The 20,446-nt window shown below is 66.3% G+C and carries 20 protein-coding genes and 2 tRNA genes; 13 read left to right on the forward strand and 9 right to left on the reverse strand.

Annotation, left to right across the window (positions count from 1 at the left end; genetic code table 11):
• Window positions 1-41 precede the first annotated feature (41 nt).
• Complete coding sequence (locus tag AC4PRM_RS03305; RefSeq protein ID WP_492038772.1) at window positions 42-1,805, reverse strand: peptide MFS transporter; 1,764 nt, start codon at window positions 1,803-1,805, stop codon at window positions 42-44.
• A 163-nt stretch (window positions 1,806-1,968) separates the two neighbouring features.
• On the opposite strand from AC4PRM_RS03305, the gene AC4PRM_RS03310 reads away from it, so the two are divergent.
• The 7 genes from AC4PRM_RS03310 (at window position 1,969) to AC4PRM_RS03340 (ending at window position 8,059) form a co-directional block, all read left to right on the forward strand.
• The gene (locus tag AC4PRM_RS03310) at window positions 1,969-2,922 is read left to right on the forward strand and encodes a TroA family protein (protein WP_492038773.1); all 954 of its coding nucleotides are present in this window, start codon (window positions 1,969-1,971) and stop codon (window positions 2,920-2,922) included.
• Window positions 2,919-3,920, forward strand: a complete 1,002-nt coding sequence (locus AC4PRM_RS03315; protein ID WP_492038774.1) for a FecCD family ABC transporter permease — start codon at window positions 2,919-2,921, stop codon at window positions 3,918-3,920. The genes AC4PRM_RS03310 and AC4PRM_RS03315 overlap by 4 nt, the downstream gene beginning before the upstream one ends.
• A complete protein-coding gene (locus AC4PRM_RS03320; protein WP_492038775.1) occupies window positions 3,917-4,627 on the forward strand; it encodes an ABC transporter ATP-binding protein in 711 nt (236 codons plus the stop codon). Before AC4PRM_RS03315 ends, AC4PRM_RS03320 begins: the two co-directional genes overlap by 4 nt.
• A 39-nt stretch (window positions 4,628-4,666) precedes the next feature.
• Entirely contained in the window at window positions 4,667-5,827 is a 1,161-nt protein-coding gene (locus AC4PRM_RS03325) for an isoaspartyl peptidase/L-asparaginase family protein (protein ID WP_492038776.1), read from the forward strand.
• Window positions 5,824-6,084, forward strand: coding sequence for a hypothetical protein (locus tag AC4PRM_RS03330; protein WP_373256163.1), 261 nt, complete (start codon window positions 5,824-5,826; stop codon window positions 6,082-6,084). Before AC4PRM_RS03325 ends, AC4PRM_RS03330 begins: the two co-directional genes overlap by 4 nt.
• 53 nt (window positions 6,085-6,137) lie before the next feature.
• A complete protein-coding gene (locus AC4PRM_RS03335; RefSeq protein WP_492038777.1) occupies window positions 6,138-7,163 on the forward strand; it encodes a fumarylacetoacetate hydrolase family protein in 1,026 nt (341 codons plus the stop codon).
• 65 nt (window positions 7,164-7,228) lie between these two features.
• On the forward strand, window positions 7,229-8,059 hold the full coding sequence (locus AC4PRM_RS03340) for a hypothetical protein (RefSeq protein WP_492038778.1): 831 nt from the start codon (window positions 7,229-7,231) through the stop codon (window positions 8,057-8,059).
• A gap of 173 nt (window positions 8,060-8,232) precedes the next feature.
• On the opposite strand, the gene AC4PRM_RS03345 is transcribed toward AC4PRM_RS03340, so the two are convergent.
• Window positions 8,233-9,273 (reverse strand): LLM class flavin-dependent oxidoreductase, encoded by a 1,041-nt coding sequence (locus tag AC4PRM_RS03345; protein WP_492038779.1) that lies wholly within the window; start codon window positions 9,271-9,273, stop codon window positions 8,233-8,235.
• The gene (locus tag AC4PRM_RS03350; RefSeq protein WP_492038780.1) at window positions 9,270-10,214 is read right to left on the reverse strand and encodes an ATP-grasp domain-containing protein; all 945 of its coding nucleotides are present in this window, start codon (window positions 10,212-10,214) and stop codon (window positions 9,270-9,272) included. Before AC4PRM_RS03350 ends, AC4PRM_RS03345 begins: the two co-directional genes overlap by 4 nt.
• 128 nt (window positions 10,215-10,342) lie before the next feature.
• On the opposite strand from AC4PRM_RS03350, the gene AC4PRM_RS03355 reads away from it, so the two are divergent.
• Window positions 10,343-10,427: transfer RNA gene (locus tag AC4PRM_RS03355), tRNA-Leu, on the forward strand.
• 5 nt (window positions 10,428-10,432) lie between these two features.
• Here the strand turns inward: AC4PRM_RS03355 and AC4PRM_RS03360 are convergent.
• Window positions 10,433-10,732, reverse strand: coding sequence for a hypothetical protein (locus AC4PRM_RS03360; RefSeq protein WP_492038781.1), 300 nt, complete (start codon window positions 10,730-10,732; stop codon window positions 10,433-10,435).
• A gap of 200 nt (window positions 10,733-10,932) precedes the next feature.
• Here AC4PRM_RS03360 and AC4PRM_RS03365 point away from each other — a divergent pair, with 200 nt between their 5' ends.
• The 3 genes from AC4PRM_RS03365 to AC4PRM_RS03375 all read left to right on the forward strand — a co-directional run bounded on the left by AC4PRM_RS03365 (window position 10,933) and on the right by AC4PRM_RS03375 (window position 14,570).
• The gene (locus AC4PRM_RS03365; protein ID WP_492038782.1) at window positions 10,933-11,247 is read left to right on the forward strand and encodes an energy transducer TonB; all 315 of its coding nucleotides are present in this window, start codon (window positions 10,933-10,935) and stop codon (window positions 11,245-11,247) included.
• A gap of 83 nt (window positions 11,248-11,330) precedes the next feature.
• Window positions 11,331-12,581, forward strand: coding sequence for a multidrug effflux MFS transporter (locus AC4PRM_RS03370; RefSeq protein ID WP_492038783.1), 1,251 nt, complete (start codon window positions 11,331-11,333; stop codon window positions 12,579-12,581).
• A 57-nt stretch (window positions 12,582-12,638) separates the two neighbouring features.
• A complete protein-coding gene (locus tag AC4PRM_RS03375; protein ID WP_492038784.1) occupies window positions 12,639-14,570 on the forward strand; it encodes a M1 family metallopeptidase in 1,932 nt (643 codons plus the stop codon).
• A 16-nt stretch (window positions 14,571-14,586) separates the two neighbouring features.
• Here AC4PRM_RS03375 and AC4PRM_RS03380 read toward each other — a convergent pair whose 3' ends face one another.
• From AC4PRM_RS03380 to AC4PRM_RS03395, 4 genes are all read right to left on the reverse strand, one after another.
• On the reverse strand, window positions 14,587-15,177 hold the full coding sequence (locus AC4PRM_RS03380) for a hypothetical protein (protein WP_373256173.1): 591 nt from the start codon (window positions 15,175-15,177) through the stop codon (window positions 14,587-14,589).
• 19 nt (window positions 15,178-15,196) lie between these two features.
• Window positions 15,197-16,321 carry a tRNA epoxyqueuosine(34) reductase QueG gene (gene queG, locus AC4PRM_RS03385; protein ID WP_373256174.1) on the reverse strand — a complete coding sequence of 375 codons (1,125 nt, stop codon included), beginning with the start codon at window positions 16,319-16,321 and terminating at the stop codon, window positions 15,197-15,199.
• 159 nt (window positions 16,322-16,480) lie between these two features.
• Window positions 16,481-17,164, reverse strand: a complete 684-nt coding sequence (gene fzlA / locus AC4PRM_RS03390; RefSeq protein WP_373256175.1) for an FtsZ-binding protein FzlA — start codon at window positions 17,162-17,164, stop codon at window positions 16,481-16,483.
• A gap of 64 nt (window positions 17,165-17,228) precedes the next feature.
• On the reverse strand, window positions 17,229-18,167 hold the full coding sequence (locus AC4PRM_RS03395) for a cation diffusion facilitator family transporter (protein WP_492038785.1): 939 nt from the start codon (window positions 18,165-18,167) through the stop codon (window positions 17,229-17,231).
• A gap of 140 nt (window positions 18,168-18,307) precedes the next feature.
• On the opposite strand from AC4PRM_RS03395, the gene AC4PRM_RS03400 reads away from it, so the two are divergent.
• Window positions 18,308-19,111 (forward strand): undecaprenyl-diphosphate phosphatase, encoded by an 804-nt coding sequence (locus AC4PRM_RS03400; RefSeq protein ID WP_373256783.1) that lies wholly within the window; start codon window positions 18,308-18,310, stop codon window positions 19,109-19,111.
• 2 nt (window positions 19,112-19,113) lie between these two features.
• On the opposite strand, the gene AC4PRM_RS03405 is transcribed toward AC4PRM_RS03400, so the two are convergent.
• Entirely contained in the window at window positions 19,114-20,100 is a 987-nt protein-coding gene (locus AC4PRM_RS03405) for a complex I NDUFA9 subunit family protein (RefSeq protein ID WP_492038786.1), read from the reverse strand.
• Window positions 20,101-20,291: 191 nt separating this feature from the next.
• Here AC4PRM_RS03405 and AC4PRM_RS03410 point away from each other — a divergent pair.
• Window positions 20,292-20,378, forward strand: a tRNA-Leu gene (locus AC4PRM_RS03410).
• Window positions 20,379-20,446 lie beyond the last annotated feature (68 nt).

The raw sequence follows: 20,446 nt of genomic DNA on the forward strand, positions 1-20,446 counted from the left end.
GAATGATCCACCGGGGCTTCATTCTTTTGGTCAGCGGACGATCAACGGACCCCAGCCATACCCTTCTTCAGAACGGGGGAGAGCAGCAAGAGCAGGACGCCCACGCCGACGCCCGTCCAGCCAATGGTCCCGAAGATGGAGCTGTAGGTGTCCAGCGCCAGTTGCGGGTTGGTCACCACCCCGGCCACCGTATCGGTCGCCGTGGCCTGGGCGATGATGCCAGCCACGATGTGGGCCACGGAGCTGGACAGGAACCAGACCCCCATCATCATGCCCACCAGACGATCGACCGACAGCTTGGTGATCATCGACAGGCCCACGGGCGACAGACACAGCTCGCCCATGGTGTGGAAGAAGTAAGTCAGGAACAGGAAGAACAGCGGCACGCGGAAATCGACACCCGCCTGCGTCACGGCCGCCCAGGACAGAACCAGGAAGCCCAGGCCCACGAACACCAACCCGAAGGAGAATTTGACCGGGGTCGAAGGCTCCTTGTTGCGCTTGCCCAACCACACCCACAGGGCCGCGAAGATCGGCCCGAAGATCACGATGATGCCCGGGTTGAACATCTGAGTGTAGCCCGCATTGAACCAGGACGGCATGGCCGTGGACTGGTCCGCGAACAGGGTCAGGGACGAACCAGCCTGTTCGAACAGGGCCCAGAACAGGACCGAGAAGAAGATCAGGACCTGGGCGACCAGCATGCGAGCGCGCTCTGCCCCCTGCAGCTTGATCACCGTATAGCCGACGACCAGCGCGAAGATGATGCCGGCCAGCCAGGGCAAGGCGGTCGAAATGATCTCGTGACGCTGCATCAGCAACCAGACCGGGAAGACCGCAATCAGACCCAGGATCCAGAAGGTCGCTTCCAGCGGAATGCCCAGCACCTTGGTGCCGGCCAGCTTCTCGGGGTTAGGCGGCCCGCCGCGGCCCTCAAGCCAGGACTGACCCAGCAGGAAGGTCGCCAGACCCAGCAACATGCCGAAGCCCGCCAGACCGAAGCCATAGGCCCAGCCATAGGTGAAGCCGAGATAGGAGCACAGGCCGGTGGCCAACACTGAACCCAGGTTGATGCCGACATAGAACAGGGTGAACCCCCCGTCCCGACGTGGATCATTCTCTTCGTACAAGTGACCCACGACGGTCGAGATATTCGCCTTCAGGAAACCCACGCCGACAATGATCAGCGAAAGAGCCAGGAACAGGGTCATTTCGCCCGACGGATCACGATCGATGCGGGTCGTATAACCGTCCGCCGCGATCGTCGCCGGGAAGGCGGCCGCTGTCGCCAACTGGGCTCCGGAACCCGCAGGTTGTCCGGCCACGTCTACGACGCTGACACCTTCAGGTGCGATCGAAATCGGCACGCGGCCAGCATCGGTTACGGCATAAAGCTGACGGTCGGTGTTCCGCCCCTCGACCTGAATGGCATATTCGGTGCCACCGACGGTGATGAACTCACGCCCGCCCGAGCCCTCGAAGGCCATGGTGAAGTGACCGGCGACCAGCAGGACCGCGCCGATGATGACGGCCTTCCTGGATCCAAGATATTTGTCGGCGATCAGGCCGCCGACGACGGGCAGCAGATAGACCAGTGCGCCATAGGCGGCATAGATGCCTTGCGCCTCGACCGGTCCAAACAGGAAGTGCTGGATCAGATACAGAGTCAGCATGGCCCGCATGCCGTAGAAGGAGAACCTCTCCCACATCTCCGTGAAGAACAGGACGACCAGCCCCCGCGGGTGTCCCAGAAACGTCTTGCGAGGATCGCCGATAAGCGCCCCCCCTGCGTCCGTCGTACTCAACGGCTCACTCCCTATGATGCTGCGCCCCACCTGACGCGCGAAGGGCGCATAACCAGCACACGGACCAAGCCCGAACAAGGGTTAAGGGTAAATTCGCTACTGTCTGGCATCGGCGGGGGTGAAGCGGCACTATGATCACGACCCGAACGGACGAGCGGACGGCATGACGACGACACGGCGATCAGCTCTGGTTGGACTGGGTACGCTGGGCGGCATGGGGGCCCTGGCCGGGTGTTCCGCGCAGCCGCAGATCGCCGTGCGCGGCGACGTGGTGGCGGCGGGTCAGCCTGCGGCACTCCTGATCTGGGCGGTGGCGCGCGAGCGACTGGCGGGCTGGCCCCGACGCCCCGCCGCAGACTGCCTGGCGACCCTGCCAGAAGTGGCCTCCAGACTGCCGGAGTTGGGCAGTCTTTCAGGCGTCGGACAGGCCGCAAACCTGGAAACCATCGCGGCCTTGTCGCCGAGCCGGATCATCGACTATGGCGATCTGGACCCCAAATATCAGGCCTTGTCCGAACAGTTCAAGGCGCGCCTCGGCGTCGACTGGACCCTGATCGACGGGGCTCTGCGTCATATCCCCGAGGCCCTGCGCCAGGCGGCACGCCTGCTGGGTACCGAATCGGCAGTGCAGCCTTTGGCCGATCAGGCTGCGGGTATTCTGGTCGCATGGGCCAGGGCCCCGGCGGGCCCCAGCTTCTACTATGCGCGCGGCAATGACGGACTGGAAACAGGCTTTCGCGGAGCCTTGGCGACAGAGGTTCTGGAAGGGGCGGGCTGGTCCAACGTGGCCGTCGGCGGCAACGACATCGGTCGGGTGACGCGCGAACAGGTCGCAGCCTGGGACCCGGAAGCGATCGTAACGCTGAGCACCGGATTCGCGGCCACCATGCGCGGCGACGACGTCTGGGGCTGGCGGCGTGACGGCACGCCCCGACGTCTGCTTCTGATGCCCGACGTGCCTTTCGGCTGGGTTGATCGCCCACCGTCGGTGAACCGCCTTCTGGGCTGCACCTGGCTGGCCGATCCAGAAGGAAGTGCCCTGGCGATCGGCTCGTTGACCCGCCGACTGTATGGTATGGCACCCGTCGAGATTGCCCGCCCGCGCTGGATCAAGTGAAGCGTGCAGGCGCATCACGGACCACAGCGCTTCTTGTCGCGCTGATAGTCGCCCTGGGATTTCTGGTCATGGCAACCGGGCCACTGGGGGTTACTCCTGCGGCACTGCTTAAAGCCGTCGCAGGGTCGGGCTCCTCGCAAGCCGAACTGGCCCTGTCCCTCCGGGTGCCTCGTCTTCTGGCGGCGCTGGCTTGTGGGGCAGCACTGGCCGGGGCCGGAGCTGCATTCCAGATATTGTTTCGCAATCCGCTGGCCTCCCCGGATTTGTTGGGCGTGACTTCCGGTGCGGGGCTAGGCGCGGCGACGGCCTTGCTGCTGGGAGCCGGAGCCTGGATTGTCCAGAGCGCGGCCTTCGCAGGTGGTCTGGCCACCGGGGCTCTGGCCCTGGTGTGCGCCGGTCTGGCGAGTGACGGCGCACGCAGCAATGACGGACGGCTTTCCCTTATCCTGTGCGGCATCGTAGCCGGAGCACTGGCCACGGCAGGACTGGGCCTCGTCGTCATCGCGGCTGAGCCCTATTCGCAACTGCCGTCCATCACCTATTGGCTGCTCGGCTCTTTCACGCGGGCGGATCTGGGCGAAGCCTTGTCGGCCTTGGTGCCGATGACGGCGGGCGCACTGGTCCTGCTCTGGCTCGGATTTCGGCTTGACGTGCTGTCTCTGGGTCAGGAGCAGGCGCGATCGCTGGGGCTGCCTGCCGGTCCCCTGCGCGTGATCGCCCTGGCGGCGGCGGCGCTGATGACCTCCGCCGCTGTGGCCGTCGCAGGCGTGGTCGGCTGGATCGGCCTTCTGGCCCCGCATGCGGCGCGACGTCTGGTCGGCGAGCAGGCCAGCCAGCTCATTCCTGCCTCCATGGCTATCGGCGCTCTCGCTGCGCTGGCCATCGACCGGCTGGCCACCGCCTTCGGTCCAGCGGAATTGCCCGTCGGCCTGCTGGCGGCGCTGGTCGGCGCGCCTGCCTTTCTGGCCCTGTTCATTGCCACAGCGCGGCGGGCATGAGCGGCCTCACCCTGCACAGGATGGTGGCCGGACGCGCAGGATTTCGCCTGCCGGCGCTGGATCAGACCGTGGCACCCGGTCAGGTCATCGCCCTGATCGGCCCGAATGGCGCGGGCAAGACGACGCTGCTGAAGACCCTGGCCGGCCTGCTGCCGCCGCTGGACGGCACAGTCTCGCGCGATGGTCCTGCCGGCTGGTTGCCCCCGCCAGGAGAAGTCGACGCGGGGTTCTCGGCATTGCATCTGGTGGCCCTGGGTCGCTCAGGACGCCGTCGCTGGGCCGCTGGTCTGGCCCCTGCCGATCTGGCGGCTGCAGAGGCCGCCCTTGACCGGCTGGGCATCGGTAGTCTGGCCGTCCGCTCCTTCGATCGTCTGTCCAGCGGCCAGCAGCAACTGGTCCTGCTGGCCCGCCTGTTCGTTCAGGATGCCGCCCTCTGTCTGCTGGACGAGCCCCTGGCCATGCTGGACCTCGCGCATGCCCAGGCCGTCGAGGCGGCGATCCGCAGCCTCGCCGCCGAGGGCCGCACCGTCATCGCCTCGACCCACCACCTGCCCTTTGCTGCACGGGCCGATCAGGTGATGGCCTTGGGTCCTGACTGGGTCGAGACGGGGACACCAGAGCGGATGCTGGCACCCGCCGCCCTGACCGCCCTGTTCGGCATCGCCCACGCCGTCTGCCCCTGTTGCGGTCAGGCGATCACGACCTGAGGCTTGAGTTCGGCGACGCGATCACCGACGCTGCTCTCCATGACCCTCACCCGCCTGATCCCCGCCGCCTTCGCCTTGGCCCTGATGGCCACGCCCGCCGTCGCCCAGACCGCCCAGCCCGAGGCCCCGCGCTGGTCCTTCGCCATCCACGGCGGAGCAGGTGTCATTGAGCGCGACAGCCTTTCGCCCGAGCAGGACGCGGCTTACCGCGCCGCCCTGACCCGCGCACTGGAGGCGGGTCAGGCCATCCTGTCCCGTGGCGGCACGGCCATGGATGCGGTCCAGGCGGCGATCCAGATCATGGAGGATGACCCCCTGTTCAACGCCGGGCGCGGCGCGGTCTTCACCGCCGCCGGTCGCAACGAGCTGGATGCCGCCGTCATGGATGGCTCGGACCTGACCGCCGGTTCGGTCGCGGGTCTGACCACCACCCGTCATCCCATTGCCGCCGCCCGCGCCGTGATGGATCAGAGCCCGCATGTGATGCTGATCGGGTCGGGTGCCGACGCCTTCGCCGCCTCGGTTGGGCTGGAGCAGGTCGAGCCGTCCTTCTTCTTCACCGAGCGCCGCTGGCAGGGGCTTGAGACGGCGCTGCGGGCGCGAAACCTGCCCATCCCCTCCCGGCCCGCCGGTGCGCCCGGTCCGCAGGCTGCGATCGACGAAGGCCAGAGTCCGCCCCTGAACGAGCGCAAGTTCGGCACCGTTGGCGCGGTCGCGCTGGACCAGTCCGGCAACCTGGCCGCCGGCACCTCGACCGGCGGCATGACGGCCAAACGCTGGGGCCGCGTCGGCGATGTGCCGGTGATCGGCGCGGGCACCTATGCCTCCAATGCCGACGGCTGCGCCGTCTCGGCCACGGGCGATGGCGAGTATTTCATCCGGGCGACGGTGGCGCGGGACATCTGTGCCGGCATCGCGGCCGAGGCGGCAGTGTCTCCAGAAGCCCGGGCCCGCCAACGAGAAGCTTCAGCCTGCCCAGCCGATGAAATCTGCCTGTCGCACCCTCGCAATCCGGACTTCGTCGTCATCGACCGAGAACTAGCCCAGGTGGAGGCTTTGGGCGGGAGCGGCGGGGTGATCGTGATGACCCGCAGCGGCGATGCCTGGCTGCACATGAACACCTCGGGCATGTATCGCGGCGCGGTGTCCTCGACCGAGCCCGCCCGTGTCGGCATCTATGCCAATGAGCCGCCGCGATGAGCGACGACGAGCTTTCCGCCATGGCCATCGAGGAACTGGACGCGGCCTGCGCCCTGCCGTGGCCCGATCTGAAGGCGGTGACGCCCTGGGGTGACATCTTCACCGGCTTTGCGCCCTCGGGCCGCGAGGTCGAGGTGGAGCGGCGCTATCTGTGGGCGCATCAGCCCGAGGGGGCCGTCGCTGTCGAGGTCGAGGTGCGCGACATGGGCGCTCGCACAGGGGCCGAGGCCAAGGCCCTGATCACCCCGCCCGTCTGATCGACCACAGACACCCGCTTCCCTTTGCGGAAAAACCGTTTAGGCCTTGAGGCATGAAACTCGCCTCGCTCAAGCACGGCCGCGACGGTCGCCTCGTCCTCGTCTCCAGTGATCTGAACTGGTTCACAGACGCCTTCCTGATCGCGCCGACCTTGCAGGCCGCGCTGGACAATTGGGACCGGCTGGAGCCCGATCTGCGCGCTCTGGCGGAAAGTCTGGAACACGGAGGTGTGCCGCGTGGCCGCTTCCATGAACGCGACGCCGCCGCCCCCCTGCCCCGCGCCTATCAGTGGGCCGACGGCTCGGCCTATGTGAACCACGTCGAACTGGTGCGGAAGGCGCGCGGGGCCGAAATGCCCGACAGCTTCTGGACCGATCCGCTGATGTATCAGGGCGGCTCCGACGGCTTCCTGGCCCCGCGTGATCCCATCCCGCTGGCCGACGAGGCCTGGGGCTGCGATCTGGAGGCCGAGGTCGTGGTCGTGACCGGCGACGTGCCGCAGGGCGCGACGCGGGATCAGGCGCTGGCGGCCATCCGCCTGGTCGGCCTGGTCAACGACGTATCCCTGCGCAACCTGATCCCCGCCGAACTGGGCAAGGGCTTCGGCTTCGTCCAGTCCAAGCCCGCCAGCGCCCTGTCGCCCGTCTTTGTCACGCCCGATGCGCTCGGCGATCGCTGGAAGGACGGCAAGCTGCACGGCACGCTGTCGGTCCAGCTGAACGGTCATGACTTCGGCCAGGCCGACGCCGGCACCGACATGACCTTCGACTTCGGCACCCTGATCGCCCATCTGGCCAAGACCCGCAGCCTGGGGGCCGGCACGATCATCGGCTCGGGCACCGTGTCCAACCGCGATGCCGACGGCGGGCCCGGCAAGCCGGTCAGCGAAGGCGGCCTGGGCTTTTCCTGCATCGCCGAGGTGCGCACGGTCGAGACGATCCTGCGCGGCAAGCCCGAGACACCGTTCCTGAAACCCGGCGACACCGTCCGCATCGAAATGCTGGACGACCACCACCACACCCTGTTCGGCGCGATCGAACAGACGGTTGAGGGGGTAAGTGCGTCTGACGAAAACTGATCGAACTGCTGCAACGCTTGCGTTCAGGAGTTGCAGTATCCACGGTCGACCTGAAATCGAACAACTTGAGTATACCCATTCGTCGCGCCGTTTTGCTCATGGCCTCGGTGGCCTTTGCTCCATCCGCCTCTGCCCAGGACGCTGCCCGAGATTGGGACCTGCATGGCGATGCCAGCACTCGCACGACTATGGCTTATACAGAGTTCTCAAATGGCCTGGGCCTTGGGTTCAGATGCCGGAATGGAGATTTCTCGGCCGTCGTCAGCGGGCTACCGGCCAGCCCCACCGAGCGCCGGACGCTTCGGCTGAAGTTCGGCGACGAGGATGCGTATGAGACCGGCTGGAACTCGACGACCGAACCCACCGTGGCCGTAGCCGATATCCCTGCCCCCCTGGCTCGCACCTTTCGCAAGGGTGGATCGCTCAGACTGACCGTGCCCGGCGCTGCTGCGAATGGACGCGATATTACCTATGTCGTCGACCTTCCGTCGTCGTCCTCTGCCATCGATGAAACACTAACTCGCTGCGAAAAGCCCCTTACGGATCCTCGCGACGCGGAACTGGATGCCTTGCCAGACAACGGGCTGCCGAGCGGCTTGAGTTGGCAGACCCGCCCCCGCATTCGCTATCCCGAAACCCGGTATGCCCGAGGTCACGTCGTGCTCAGTTGTATTGCAGATCAGTCGGGCCGGGCCCGTGACTGTGTCATCGAAAGTGAGCACCCTCATGACGGTCGTTTCGGTCGCGCGACGCTCGATGCCATGGACGGAGCGCGTCTGAGCAACTCAGCCCAGCCTGGTGCCCCCCTTCGTCCTGTGCGCTTTGTTTTCCGCGCGCATTTCACTATGGATCAACAGGGTACACCTAGCGCAGCCTCGGGGCTGATCAGGCGTTGACAGCATCGAGGTCAGCCGGAGATTACTCCTGCTGAAAGGGCGCAAGCCTTACACCCTGCGACCACAGCGGATGTGGGTTCGAACTGTTCATCCGCGCTCGCCGTATTTAGCACGGCCAATCCGACGCGCATGTCGAGCCAATCACGTCGGGGCAGACCCCGGCCTAAGCCCGATCAGCCGTTGATCACCTGGGCCGCGAACCGCTCCATCTCGTCTTCCTGCGGCGACATCTGTAGCAGGACCAGGTCCAGCCCGGCGGCTTCGAATTCGGCGACCCGCTCGCGCACCGTCTCGGGCGTGCCGACGAAGCCGGGCCGCAGACCGCGATTGGAGACGCTGTATTCGCGGATCTTCAGCTCGCGCTCCAGCTCGGTGCCCGACAGCCACTGATCGAAGTTGGCGAAGCCGGCGGGTGGATTGCCCTCGGCCAGGCCGGGGATGGTGGTGACACGCTCCAGCTCGCGGTCGGCCTCGGCCTGGCTGTCGCGGACGACGGCATAGCCCGCCATGCCGAACGACATGGGCGGCAGGCCGAAGCTCTCGCGTCGGGCCTTCATGTCCTCGACCTTGGCGGCGATATGCTCCGGCTCGTCGCCGTGCATGACATAGGCGTCGCAGTGTCGCGCGATCAGGGTCTTGGCCGCCTCGCTCTCGCCGCCCGCATAGATAACGGGGCGAGGCCGCGCAGGCGTTGAGGTCGGCTTGGGCTCCACGATGGCGTCCTTCAGCGTGTAGAATTGACCCCCGAAATCCGTACGCTTCTGCGTCCACAACCGGTCCACGACCTGCAGCCATTCGGTGGTGCGGGCATAGCGGTCGTCGTGCTGGTCGAACTGCAGGCCATAGCTTTCCGCTTCCTTGGCCCACCAGGACGAAACGACGTTCAGCGCCAGTCGCCCGCCCGAAATCTGGTCGATATTGGCTGCCGCCTTGGCGAACAGGGCGGGCTGGTGAAAGTTCGGCCGTACGGCCACCATCAGCTCGATCGTCTTCGTCACCGCCGCCAGGGCCGCCGCGCTGGACCAGGCATCCAGCGCCGGGGCCTCGATGCCCTTGATGTCGTTCAGGTTCAGCTCGGCGATCAAGGTCAGGTCCCAGCCGATCTCCTCGGAGCGACGGACCAGCCGTGACAGATTTTCCCACGACGCCTCGCGCTCGTCGTCGACATTCCTCAGCCAGCCGCCGAAGACCGGGGCCCAGTAACCGTACCTCATGCTGCGGCCTTTCTCTTCTCGTCGTCGATGATGGCCGCCAGCCAGGCGACCAGGTTGTCATGGGGATCGAAGCCCAGAACCTGGACCGGATTGGCCACAAAGTTCGACAGACCATTGATGTCGTAAAACAGCACCGAACCGTCCCGGTCGTCGATCAGATATTCGACGCCCCCAACCTCGATCTCGCTCGCCACGGCCAGACGTTCGACCGCCGCGATGATCTCGTCCGGCGGCGTGGCCTTCGTCATGGTCAGGGTCGGCGCACCGGGCCGCACCAGACAGGCATCGGCGGGGCACAGGTCGAAGGCATCGCCGGGGCTCTCGATGTCGATAGCGTACAGGTATTTGCCGCCCAGCGTCTCGACGCGTGTGATCTTGCCGCCCCGACGCGGCGCATATTCCTGGATCAGGGAGATGCCGTTCACCCCGACCGGACACCATTTCTCGCCCGCCGCCTCGGCAAGGCTTTCGGGACTTTCATAACGGGTGATGCCGGCACCGGCCCCGCCGATATCGGCCTTAACCAGGACCGGAAAGCGCAGCCCCTCGGCCGCCGCCGGAATGTCCGCCTGGCGGTGCGCGACCCGGGTCGCGGGGCCCTTCAGACCCTGCCGCGCGATCAGCGACATCTGCCGCGCCTTGGAGGTGTCGATGTTCAGGGCTGAGGCGTTGACCACCCGCGTACCCTGCCCCTGCCAGTGGTCGAACAGGCTCTGGGCATAGAAGATCGGGTGCTCCGGATCGCGCAGGAAGGAGGACATCGCCACGCGGCTGAACACGACCTTTGCAGGTGCAGGCGAACCCGCCGGATCGAACCCATGCCCGGCCAGCGGCACCTTCACATGGCGGACGCCATGCCGGTCCAGCGCCGCGAACAGCGGCTCGAACCATTCCGGATGTTCATAGACGACGGCGAGGTCGGGCAGGTCTGAAGCGCTCATGCGATGCCAGATGCGTTACACCACGATGAAACGCAAGAGGGGCGGTTGCAGAATTCATGGCGTCGCTCCTGCTCTTCGTCACGGCCTATTGGCACAAGACGCCCAGTCCGGCTAAAGGACACTCGCGGGCCCCGGTGGTGGAACTGGTAGACGCGCCGGACTCAAAATCCGGTTCCGAAAGGAGTGTCGGTTCGAGTCCGACCCGGGGCACCATCTCTTCAGATTAGCGCGCGGCCCGAGATCGCCTTCAGCGTGTCGGCACGGGCCGGCAAATCGGTCGCAAGGCGCAAGGCCGCTTCGCGCACACCGACAGGATAGGCGTCGCCGCCGTCGGCTATGTCGCTGGCCGCCTCCGCGACCTGGGCCATCAGCCGGACCAGGGCCTGGACGTCGTCCAGAGCCAGGGCACGGGCCTCGCGCTGCAGGCGGGCGATCCGGTCACCACGGCTCTCGGGCGTGCTCATCAGGGCACGAATTTCGGCGGTGGAAGAGGCGATATTCAGGGCGGCGCTGGCCATTGGGACATCCTCCGGGCTTTCGGGGTCTCGCCCCGTTCCGATGGCCCCGTTCTGGCAGGCCAGACCTGAACGCCGCGACAGCCTGGCGGTCAGCTTTCGTTCATATGGTGAAGCTGTGGCCTTGGGGGGCGCGGCTCTCGCATACAGCCTGACGGAACGCAGTCCTTTCACGAACATTAATAGGTCAGGAGGCTCGACCCATGATTGCCATGTTGTTCGCCATCGCCCTGACTGCCGGACCCACGCAGACGCATGCGCAGCTCGACGAGGCCGAGTTCGACATCAAGCCTGTAGTCATGACGACCGAAGACGCGGCTCCTGTTCTGGCAGGCGTGGCCGTGACGGTCGAGTGTACGGCCCGCTCGGATGGCAATGTCGAAGGCTGCATCGTCCTGGGCGAGACCCATCCAGGTCTGGGTTTCGGAGAGGCGGCCGTGGCATTGGTGCAGGACAGCCGCGTCGAGCCTGGACAAGGCGACATTCAGTTCGCCCGCACCATTCAGTTCACGCCCTAGAACTGGCCTAGCCGCCTTCGCAGTTGCGAAATGTCATCCGGACAAGGTTGCGATGCGAAACTGTCGGGCGCATCTGACCGGGCATGACAAAAGCCGGTACTGAAATCCCCCTCAAAGGCCCCGGCTTTCCCGAGTTCGTCGCCCTGATCGCGATGATGATGGCGCTGAATGCGCTGGCGATCGATTCCATGCTGCCCGCCCTGCCCGCCATCGGCGAGGCGCTGGGCGTGGCCAATGAAAACAGTCGCCAGTGGGTCGTAACGGCCTATCTGCTGGGGTTCGGCGTCACCCAGATCATCTATGGCCCGCTGGCTGACCGATACGGCCGCAAGCCTGTGCTGATGTTCGGGCTCGGCGTCTATGTCGTGTTCAGTGCCCTGGCCGCCTTTGCACCGACATTCGAGCTCTTGATCGCCGCCCGCGTCGGCACGGGTATCGGCGCGGCAGCCCTGCGGGTCCTGGCCGTCTCCATCGTGCGGGACCGTTATTCCGGGCGGACCATGGCGCGGGTGATGTCGCTCAGCTTCCTGGTCTTTCTGGGCATTCCCATCCTGGCCCCAACGCTTGGCCAGTTGATCCTGACAGTCGCGCCCTGGCCGTGGATCTTCGGCGTCCTGGCCCTGGCCGGCAGCGCCTACATGATCTGGACGGCCATCCGCCTGCCTGAAACCCTGCACCCAGACGACCGCATGCCCATCCAGGTCGGACGCATCGCCGGGGCATTTCGCCAGGCCCTGACCGAGCGCCAGTCCATCGGCTACACCCTGGCCATGACCTGCATCACCGGCGCGCTGTTCGGCTTCATCAACTCCAGCCAGCAGATCTTCTTCGATGTGTTCCAGGCCCCGCATCTGTTCACCACCGTGTTCGGCCTGGTCGCGGGCGGCATCGCCGTGGCGTCCCTGTTGAATGCACGACTGGTCGAGAAACTGGGCTCTCGCCTGATCTCGCACACCGCCCTCATCGGCTTCATCGTCATGGCCTCCATTCATTCGGTGGTGAACCTGATGGGGCTGGAGACCATCTGGACCTTCGCCGTCCTGCAAGGCCTGACCATGTTCTGCTTCGGCTTCATCGCGGGTAATTTCGGCTCCATGGCCATGGAGAAGATGGACCATATCGCGGGCACGGCTTCCTCGGCCCAGGGATTTATCTCCACGACCCTTGGGGCGACCTTCGGCTTCCTGATCGGTCAGCAGTTCAACGGCAGCGCCACGCCCATGACCCTGGGCTTCGTCGGCCTGGGCCTGCTGGCTCTGACCTTCGTGCTGTTGGCCGAGAAGGGTCGACTGTTCACCGGACGAAACACGACCGCAGCCGCATCCGCCCCTTGATCTTTTCGTCTCCAGGAGGCGTTGTCCCCCGCGACAACGGTTTCGAGGAGATGCGTGATGGTCCGCCCACTGATGATGGTTTCGATGATGGCACTGACGACGGCCTTGGGGGCGTGTCAGACGACAGGCGGGTCTGTGACCGATCCCGGTGCCATCGCAGCCGTCGCAGCGTCCGAGGCGATGACGCCCATCCCGCAGGACATTCACACCTATGCCCAGCCCAATATCGCGCGGGTCACCCACGTCGATCTGAACCTGACTGCCGACTTCGACAGCAAGAGCCTCTCGGGTACGGCCACACTCGACATCGCCGCCCAGCCGGGTGCCACCGAGATCGTGCTCGACGCCCGCAATCTGGACATCCGGTCGATCACCGACGCCGAGGGCCGCCCCCTGGGATTTGCCGAGGGGCAGGACGACCCCATCCTGGGTCACGCCCTGACGGTGCAGATCGGTGACGTTCGCAAGATCGTCATCACCTATGCCACGCGCCCCGATGCGGCCGCCCTGCAATGGCTGACCCCGGCCCAGACCGCAGGCGGCCAGCAGCCCTATATGTTCAGCCAGGGCCAGGCGATCCTGACCCGCACCTGGGTGCCGACCCAGGACAGCCCTGGCATCCGCCAGACCTGGGACGCCCGCATCACCGCGCCACGCGATCTGAAGGTGGTCATGAGCGGCAGGGCTTCGGGCCGCGCACCCATCGGGCCTGATCTGATTTCCTGGCGCTATGTCGAGACCAATCCGGTGCCGCCCTATCTGATCGCCATCGGCGTGGGCGATGTCGATTTCCAGGCCATCGATGAGCGGACCGGCGTCTGGACGGAGCCATCGCGCCTCGAGGCCGCCCATGACGAACTGGTTCCGACCGCCGCCATGGTCGATGCGGCCGAGGCGCTGTACGGCCCCTATCGCTGGGGCCGGTACGACCTGCTGGTCCTGCCGCCCTCCTTCCCGTTCGGCGGGATGGAAAACCCGCGCCTGACCTTCGCCACCCCGACCATCATCGCCGGCGACCGCTCGCTGGTCAGCCTGGTCGCGCACGAGCTGGCGCATTCCTGGTCCGGCAATCTGGTGACCAATGCGACCTGGGCGGACTTCTGGCTGAACGAAGGCTTCACCGTCTATTTCGAGAACCGGATCATGGAGGCAACGGAGGGACGCGACCGCGCCCTGATGCTGCAGTCCCTCGGTTGGGGCGATCTTCAGGACACCCTGGCCAGCCTGCCGCCCGCCGATACCCGGCTGAAGCTGGATCTGGCCGGACGCGACCCGGACGAGGGACTGACCGACATCGCCTATGAGAAGGGGGCCGCCTTCCTGCGCACCATCGAGCGCATCGTGGGTCGTGAGAAATTCGACGCCTGGCTGACCGGCTATTTCGAGCGCAATGCCTTCCGCCCCATGACGACCGAGCTGTTCCTGGAGGACATCCGCACCCATCTGGTCACGACGCGCGCGCTGGAGGACCAGCTGATGATGGATGCCTGGATCTATCAGCCCGGCATGCCGTCGAACTGGCAGCCGCCGGTGTCGGACGCCTTCGCCCCCGTCGATGCGGCGGCCCTGGCCTTTGCGGACGGCGGACCGGCCTCGGCCATTCCGTGGGCCAACTGGTCGACACAGGAGCGCCAGCGCTTCCTGGCCTGGCGTCCGCCGGTGCCGCCCGCCTCAGGCCGCTGGTTCAGCGATGCCCAACTGGCCGATCTGGAGACGACCCTGAACCTGCGTCAGGAAGGCAATGCCGAACTGGTCTTCGCCTGGCTGGATATCGCGGTCCAGCATCGCTACCAGCCCGCCGTGCCGACTCTGGAGCGGTTCCTGACCACGCAAGGTCGTCGCAAATTCGTCCTGCCGCTGTTCACCACCCTTTGGGGTCAGGGCGACTGGGGCCGCCCGATCGCCACCCGCCTCTATGGCGAGGCGCGGCCCGGCTATCACCCGGTGACGACGAACTCGGTTGATGCCGTGGTGGGTCGCCCGCAGTAGGGGCGAACGCGCAGATCTAGGGGGCCACCTCGTCAACGTTGTCGATGGCTTCCGGCAGTGGGGCCATCGACACCTGCTCTGGCACGGAGAGCGGCCGGAATGGTGCGTCGGGGTTCAGCGCCGCTGTCTCCTCGAAGAACCGGCCCGGGCTCATCGACGGCTCGCGCCCCGTCGCCAGCCCCGCCATCCGGATCAAGTCGGCGATGAAGGTAATGCAGTTTCGGCGGCGCAGGTCGTAGGTCCACCCCTCCGGCCCGTTCCACCAGTCCGCTCGTGCACGGATGGCGGCATAGACTTCGTCGCTGACAGTCACGGTCAGATAGCCCTTGCCCTCGTCGATGTACCGGGCGTCCGGGCTGGCCACCACGCCGCGTCCGGAGACGAACAGCAGCTGCGGCCCGGGGCTGCGGGCGGTGAACCCGGCGGCCCAGTCCACCGGCTCGCCCGTCGCCTCCAGTGTGCCGGTCGCCTGCACATAGGCATGCGGAAACAACAGATAGCCGCCCCGCACTCGAGCCCCGGGATGGGCATAGAAAGACAGGGTGACCTCGGCCAGGGCCGGTCCGGCCACACTCAGAAAGGCCAGGGCCAGCAACAGCAATCGCATCCGACACTCCTGATCCACGTCAGGTGTCAGCGTTCGGCAACTCCCATTCGTTCCGAACCGATGCGTCCTCATCGTCCGCGTGATGCAAGGCCAGCAGGGCAAAGGCCTCCGGTGCCAGCAGCCGCGACAGGGCCCACACGGCAGAGCCTCGAACCACTGGTGCCGGGTCCACCAGCAGCGGCTCGATCACCGACACCAGGGCCGGGTCACCGCTGTTGCCGATAGCGTACAGCACATTGCGAACAAACCGATCCCGCCCGATCCGCTTGACCGGGCTCTTGGAGAACAGCGCCCGAAAAGCCGCGTCGTCCAGTGTCGCCAGATCGGCCAGACGCGGTGACACCAGCGCCTCTCGCGCCTTCACCCGCCCCTCATGGGCTTCGGACGCGAATTTGTTCCACGGACAAACGGCCAGACAGTCGTCGCAGCCGTAGATCCGGCTGCCGGTCGCCGTGCGGAACTCCACCGGCCAGGGACCGGCGAACTCGATGGTCAGATAGGACAGGCACCGCCGGGCATCCAGCTGGAATGGCGCTGGGAAAGCCTGCGTCGGGCAGGCATCCAGACAGGCGGTGCAGGAGCCGCAATGCTCTGTCTCCGGTGCGTCCGGCGCGATCTCGGCGGCGCTCAGGATCACGCCCAGGAACAGCCAGTTGCCGTGGTCACGGCTCAGCAGATTGGTGTGCTTTCCCTGCCAGCCCAGGCCCGCCCGCTGGGCCAGCGGCTTCTCCATCAACGGCGCGGTATCGACGAAGACTTTCACGTCCTGCCCCGTCCGCGCCGCCACCTGACCAGCCAGGGTCTTCAGCCGCCCCTTGATGACCTCGTGATAGTCGTCGCCCCGCGCATAGACCGATATGTATCCTGCTCCGGGGTCGGCCATCTCCGGCAAGGGATCATGCCCCGGCCCGTAGTTGAGGCCCAGAACTATGGCCGTCCTCGCCCCGTCCCACATGGCGGTGGGGTGGGCGCGCCGCTCCAGCGTCGTTTCCATCCAGCCCATGTCGCCATGCCGCCCCGCCTCGACGAAATGCGCCAGCCGCTCGCCCGCACTCCACGGCTCCGACGCCGAGGCGAAACGGCAGACATCGAAACCCAGAGCGCTGGCGGCGGTGCGGATGGTGTCGCGGAAGTCGCCGGTCATCCCTGCTCTCTCACACACCGCTCATCCCGGCGAAAGCCGGGACCCAGTGCTTTGGATGAACAACATTGAAGATGACCAACATCGCCTATCCAGAAACGCCGCCATCACACTGGACAGGACTGGGTCCCGGCTTTCGCCGGGATGAGCGGAAGGGGGAGATTAAAAATCGAGGTCCACATAGTGGGGCGACGGGGCCACGCCCGGAAAGCGATCCGCCAGCAGCGGCCGGAACGATGGCCGTGACTTCAGCTTCATGTACCAGGTCTTCAGGCCCGGATAGGCCGCCCAGGCGATCTCGCCGAAGTAATCCAGCACCGAGATATGGGCGGCCGCGACCAGGTCCGCCTGGCCGATCCGGCGTCCGGCCAGGGCGTCGCGCTGGGACAGCAACTCTTCCAGCAGGGTCAGGTGGGTGCGGAGCGACTCGCGACCAGCGCGCAGGGCGCGGGCCTCGGGCGGGCCGAGACGCAGCAGGGGTTTTTCCATCCGCTCGTGCAGCAAGACGGCATTGACGTCGTCGGTGAAGCGGCGGTCGAACCAGCCGATCAGGCGGCGCGTCTCGGCCCGCTCGGCGGCATCCGTCGGCATCAGGAAATCGCCCTTGGCGCGATCCTCCAGCCAACCCAGAATGGCGGCGGGTTCGCACAGGGTCAGGGGGCGGCCATGCTCGCTGACTTGCAGGACAGGCGGCATGCCGGACGGGTTCAGCGGACCGACCGGGCAATCGTCTTCCCACGGACGAACGGCCGTTTCGACCACCGCGACCTTGGCCTCGCCCAGCGCCAGACGCACGCTGCGCGAGGCGGGGTCGAAGGCAAAATGATACAGGACGGGGTCCGACATCCGGCCCTTATGCGACCGGGGATGTTAAGCCCGCGTTAGCTATGCCGTTGACCGAACGCGAACATCAGGCCCACGGACCCGTGCTGGCCGGCACCATCGCCGCCGGATCGTCGGGCCGCGTACGACCGCGCGGGTCGGCATGGATCAGGACGTCGGCCCCCGCGAAGGCGACACGCAGACGATCCTCGGCCTCGACGACGATGTCATGGGCCGCGACCAGGGTCAGGCCGGGATCCAGATCGACATGCATCTGGATCATCAAAACGGTTCCAGCCATCCGGGTCCGCAACTGGTGCAGGCCCGAGATGCGCGGGTCGGACAGAACGGCGACGACGATGGCCTTACGCTGCTCTTCGGGCGCAGCGCGGTCCAGCAGGTGATCGGACGCATGTCTCAGAATGCCGATCGCGCCCCAGAACAGCCAGACCGACACCACCAGCCCCGCCGCCGCATCCAGACCCGGGGCCGACAGGAAGCTGCCGGAAATCACCCCGATCAAGACCACGCCATTGGCCGCTAGATCGCTGGCGTAGTGGGCGCGGTCAGCCGCGACGGCCAGCGAACCGCTGCGCCGCATGGCCCGCGACTGCATCCAGATCAGCCAGCCTGTCAGACCGATCGAGATCAGCATGACCACCACGCCCGCCACACCGGATGTAACCGGCTGCGGGTCGAACATGCGCTGGACGGCCTCGAAGCCGATGAAGACCGCCGAGGCGAACACCAGGCCCGACTGAACCAGAGCCGCCAGGGCCTCGCCCTTGCCGTGCCCATAGCGGTGATCGTCATCGGCGGGCGCGGCGGCCCAGCGCACGGCAAAGAAGGTCGCCAAGGATGCCACCAGATCCAGCGTCGAATCGGCCAGCGACGCCAGGATGGACACCGACCCCGACGCACCGAGGGCGAAGGCCTTCAATACGATCAGTACCACGGCCACGCCCACCGCGAGGCGGGTAATGTCACGGGTGACGATCTGTGCCTCGGACGAAGGGGTGGAAGTCATCGCTGCCTTGTCGCGGAAAGCAGACGCGCTGCCAAGGTGACGTGGTGCCACGAGGTGCAATCGACGGCTCGCCTATCCGGTGCAGTCTGGCTAAAGGCTGGGCGGCGGCGCACGTGCCGCGACAAGAGGCTGACGGCATCATGGCGGACTGGATCGCGGCGATCATCCTGGGCATCGTCGAGGGGCTGACCGAATTCATCCCCGTCTCCTCGACTGGCCACCTGCTGCTGCTGGGCCACTTCCTGGGCTTCGAGAGCGAGGGCAAGACCTTCGAGATCGTGATCCAGCTGGGGGCCATTCTGGCGATCGTGACGGTCTATTTCCAGCGCCTCTGGGCCCTGGCCACGCGCTGGCCGCACGATCCGAAGGCGCGGCATTTCATCCTCGGCGTCCTGCTGGCCTTTCTGCCGGCAGCCTTCGCCGGGGTGTTTCTGTACGATTTCATCAAGGCGGTCCTGTTCGAGACGCCGACCGTCGTCTGCATCGCCCTGATCGTGGGGGGGGTCCTGCTGCTGCTGCTGGACCGGATGAAGAAGGTCCCGACCTATCTGGATGTGAACACCTATCCGATGCGGGTCTACGGCCTGATCGGCCTGTTCCAGTGTCTGGCCCTTGTTCCCGGCGTTTCGCGCTCGGGTGCGACCATCGCGGGCGGCCTTCTGCTGGGCACAGACAAGCGATCGGCGGCCGAGTTCACCTTCTTCCTGGCCTTGCCGACCATGGGCGGGGCCGTCGCCTATGACCTGTTCAAGAGCTGGAGCGATCTGGATTTCAGCGACTTCGGCCTGATCGGCCTGGGCTTCGTCGTCGCCTTCGTGACGGCCCTGTTCGTGGTGCGCTTCCTGCTGGACTTTGTCAGCCGGCACGGCTTTGCGCCCTTCGCCTGGTGGCGGATCGTGGTCGGCGTGATCGGCCTGGGCCTGATCTGGGGCGGAGTGGGCTGACCCTAGACCGGCGTGGTCTTCACCGGGGCCGAGGCGAACTGGCCTCCATCGCGATAGCGCCACAAATAGGAGGCGGCGATCGCCTCCACGCCCGTCGGCTCGATGCCCAGGGCCGACAGACCCTCGGCGCTGTCGGCGACGACATTGTCGGTCTCCAGCAGAACGACCTGATCGCGTGTCAGGACCGGCGGGATGCCGACCATGGTGCTGAGCTGGGCCATGCCGCCGATCATCTTGGCGATCGGGAACGGCAGAGGGATCAGACCGCGTGACGGACGATAGGTCTCGCGCAGAACCAGTTTCAGCAGATCCTCGAACGTCATGACCGCCGGTCCGCCCAGTTCGAAGGTACGGCCAGCCGCTTCGCGCAACGAGACGGCACGCGCCACGGCCTCGGCCACGTCGCCGACATAGACCGGCTGGAACTTCGTCTGGCCGCCACCGATCAGGGGCAGTGCCGGGGCGAACTGGGCCATGCGGGCGAACTGGTTCAGGAAGTTGTCGCCTGCCCCGAAGACGATGGAGGGCCGCACGATGACTGCGTCCGGCTTCACCGCCCGCACGGTCATTTCGGCTTCGGCCTTCGTCCGCGCATAGTCGGACGCGCCTTCCGGATTGGCTCCGATGGCCGACATCTGGACGAGGCGATCGACCCCCGCCGCCGCACAGGCCTCGGCGATGATGCGCGAGGTATCGACATGCATGACCTCGAAGGACCGCTTGCCGCTTTCATACAGGATGCCGATCAGATTGACGGCGGCATCGGCACCTTTCAGCGCGGCGGCGACGTCGTCGGGCCGCGTCGCGTCACAGCGGACGGCGACGATCTGGCCGACGTCACCCTGAGGCTTCAGGTCATAGGCGCGATCGGGGCGGCGCACGGCCACTCGCACCCGCCAGCCACGACGGGCCAGCGCACGGACCACCTGACTGCCGACGAAGCCGGAGCCGCCGAAGACGGTGACCAGGCCGGGGGTGACTTCGTTCATGGCGAACTGCTCCGAGGACGACGCGAAACCGGGCGGACATATCTGGCCGAACCCTTGCTGCGCCGGGGATTAGACGATGCGCCCGCCGCTCGCAACGCAATCGGATGAAAACCCTGTTGACCCGCCCCGGACCCTGCCTTAAGGGTCCGCGCCTTCCAGATGGAAACGCGCCCCGGCGCGGCGACATCCGGGCCCAGGTGGCGGAATTGGTAGACGCGCTGGCTTCAGGTGCCAGTGATAGAAATGTCGTGGAGGTTCGAGTCCTCTCCTGGGCACCAATCATTCGAACGGCGTCGCATCGAAAGGTGCGGCGCCGTTTTCGTTTCCGGCCTTCACTGACGACATC

The sequence above is a fragment of the Brevundimonas sp. DW-iso22 genome, from assembly GCF_058725425.1.

Excerpts from the sequence above, each read along its gene's own strand:
- AC4PRM_RS03310 (WP_492038773.1), top strand. The coding sequence starts at position 1,969 with ATGACGACGACACGGCGATCAGCTCTGGTTGGACTGGGTACGCTGGGC.
- AC4PRM_RS03320 (WP_492038775.1), top strand. The coding sequence starts at position 3,917 with ATGAGCGGCCTCACCCTGCACAGGATGGTGGCCGGACGCGCAGGATTT.
- AC4PRM_RS03325 (WP_492038776.1), top strand. The coding sequence starts at position 4,667 with ATGACCCTCACCCGCCTGATCCCCGCCGCCTTCGCCTTGGCCCTGATG.
- AC4PRM_RS03330 (WP_373256163.1), top strand. The coding sequence starts at position 5,824 with ATGAGCGACGACGAGCTTTCCGCCATGGCCATCGAGGAACTGGACGCG.
- AC4PRM_RS03335 (WP_492038777.1), top strand. The coding sequence starts at position 6,138 with ATGAAACTCGCCTCGCTCAAGCACGGCCGCGACGGTCGCCTCGTCCTC.
- AC4PRM_RS03345 (WP_492038779.1), bottom strand. The coding sequence starts at position 9,273 with ATGAGGTACGGTTACTGGGCCCCGGTCTTCGGCGGCTGGCTGAGGAAT.
- AC4PRM_RS03350 (WP_492038780.1), bottom strand. The coding sequence starts at position 10,214 with ATGAGCGCTTCAGACCTGCCCGACCTCGCCGTCGTCTATGAACATCCG.
- AC4PRM_RS03360 (WP_492038781.1), bottom strand. The coding sequence starts at position 10,732 with ATGGCCAGCGCCGCCCTGAATATCGCCTCTTCCACCGCCGAAATTCGT.
- AC4PRM_RS03365 (WP_492038782.1), top strand. The coding sequence starts at position 10,933 with ATGATTGCCATGTTGTTCGCCATCGCCCTGACTGCCGGACCCACGCAG.
- AC4PRM_RS03370 (WP_492038783.1), top strand. The coding sequence starts at position 11,331 with ATGACAAAAGCCGGTACTGAAATCCCCCTCAAAGGCCCCGGCTTTCCC.
- AC4PRM_RS03375 (WP_492038784.1), top strand. The coding sequence starts at position 12,639 with ATGGTCCGCCCACTGATGATGGTTTCGATGATGGCACTGACGACGGCC.
- AC4PRM_RS03380 (WP_373256173.1), bottom strand. The coding sequence starts at position 15,177 with ATGCGATTGCTGTTGCTGGCCCTGGCCTTTCTGAGTGTGGCCGGACCG.
- queG (WP_373256174.1), bottom strand. The coding sequence starts at position 16,321 with ATGACCGGCGACTTCCGCGACACCATCCGCACCGCCGCCAGCGCTCTG.
- fzlA (WP_373256175.1), bottom strand. The coding sequence starts at position 17,164 with ATGTCGGACCCCGTCCTGTATCATTTTGCCTTCGACCCCGCCTCGCGC.
- AC4PRM_RS03395 (WP_492038785.1), bottom strand. The coding sequence starts at position 18,167 with ATGACTTCCACCCCTTCGTCCGAGGCACAGATCGTCACCCGTGACATT.
- AC4PRM_RS03400 (WP_373256783.1), top strand. The coding sequence starts at position 18,308 with ATGGCGGACTGGATCGCGGCGATCATCCTGGGCATCGTCGAGGGGCTG.
- AC4PRM_RS03405 (WP_492038786.1), bottom strand. The coding sequence starts at position 20,100 with ATGAACGAAGTCACCCCCGGCCTGGTCACCGTCTTCGGCGGCTCCGGC.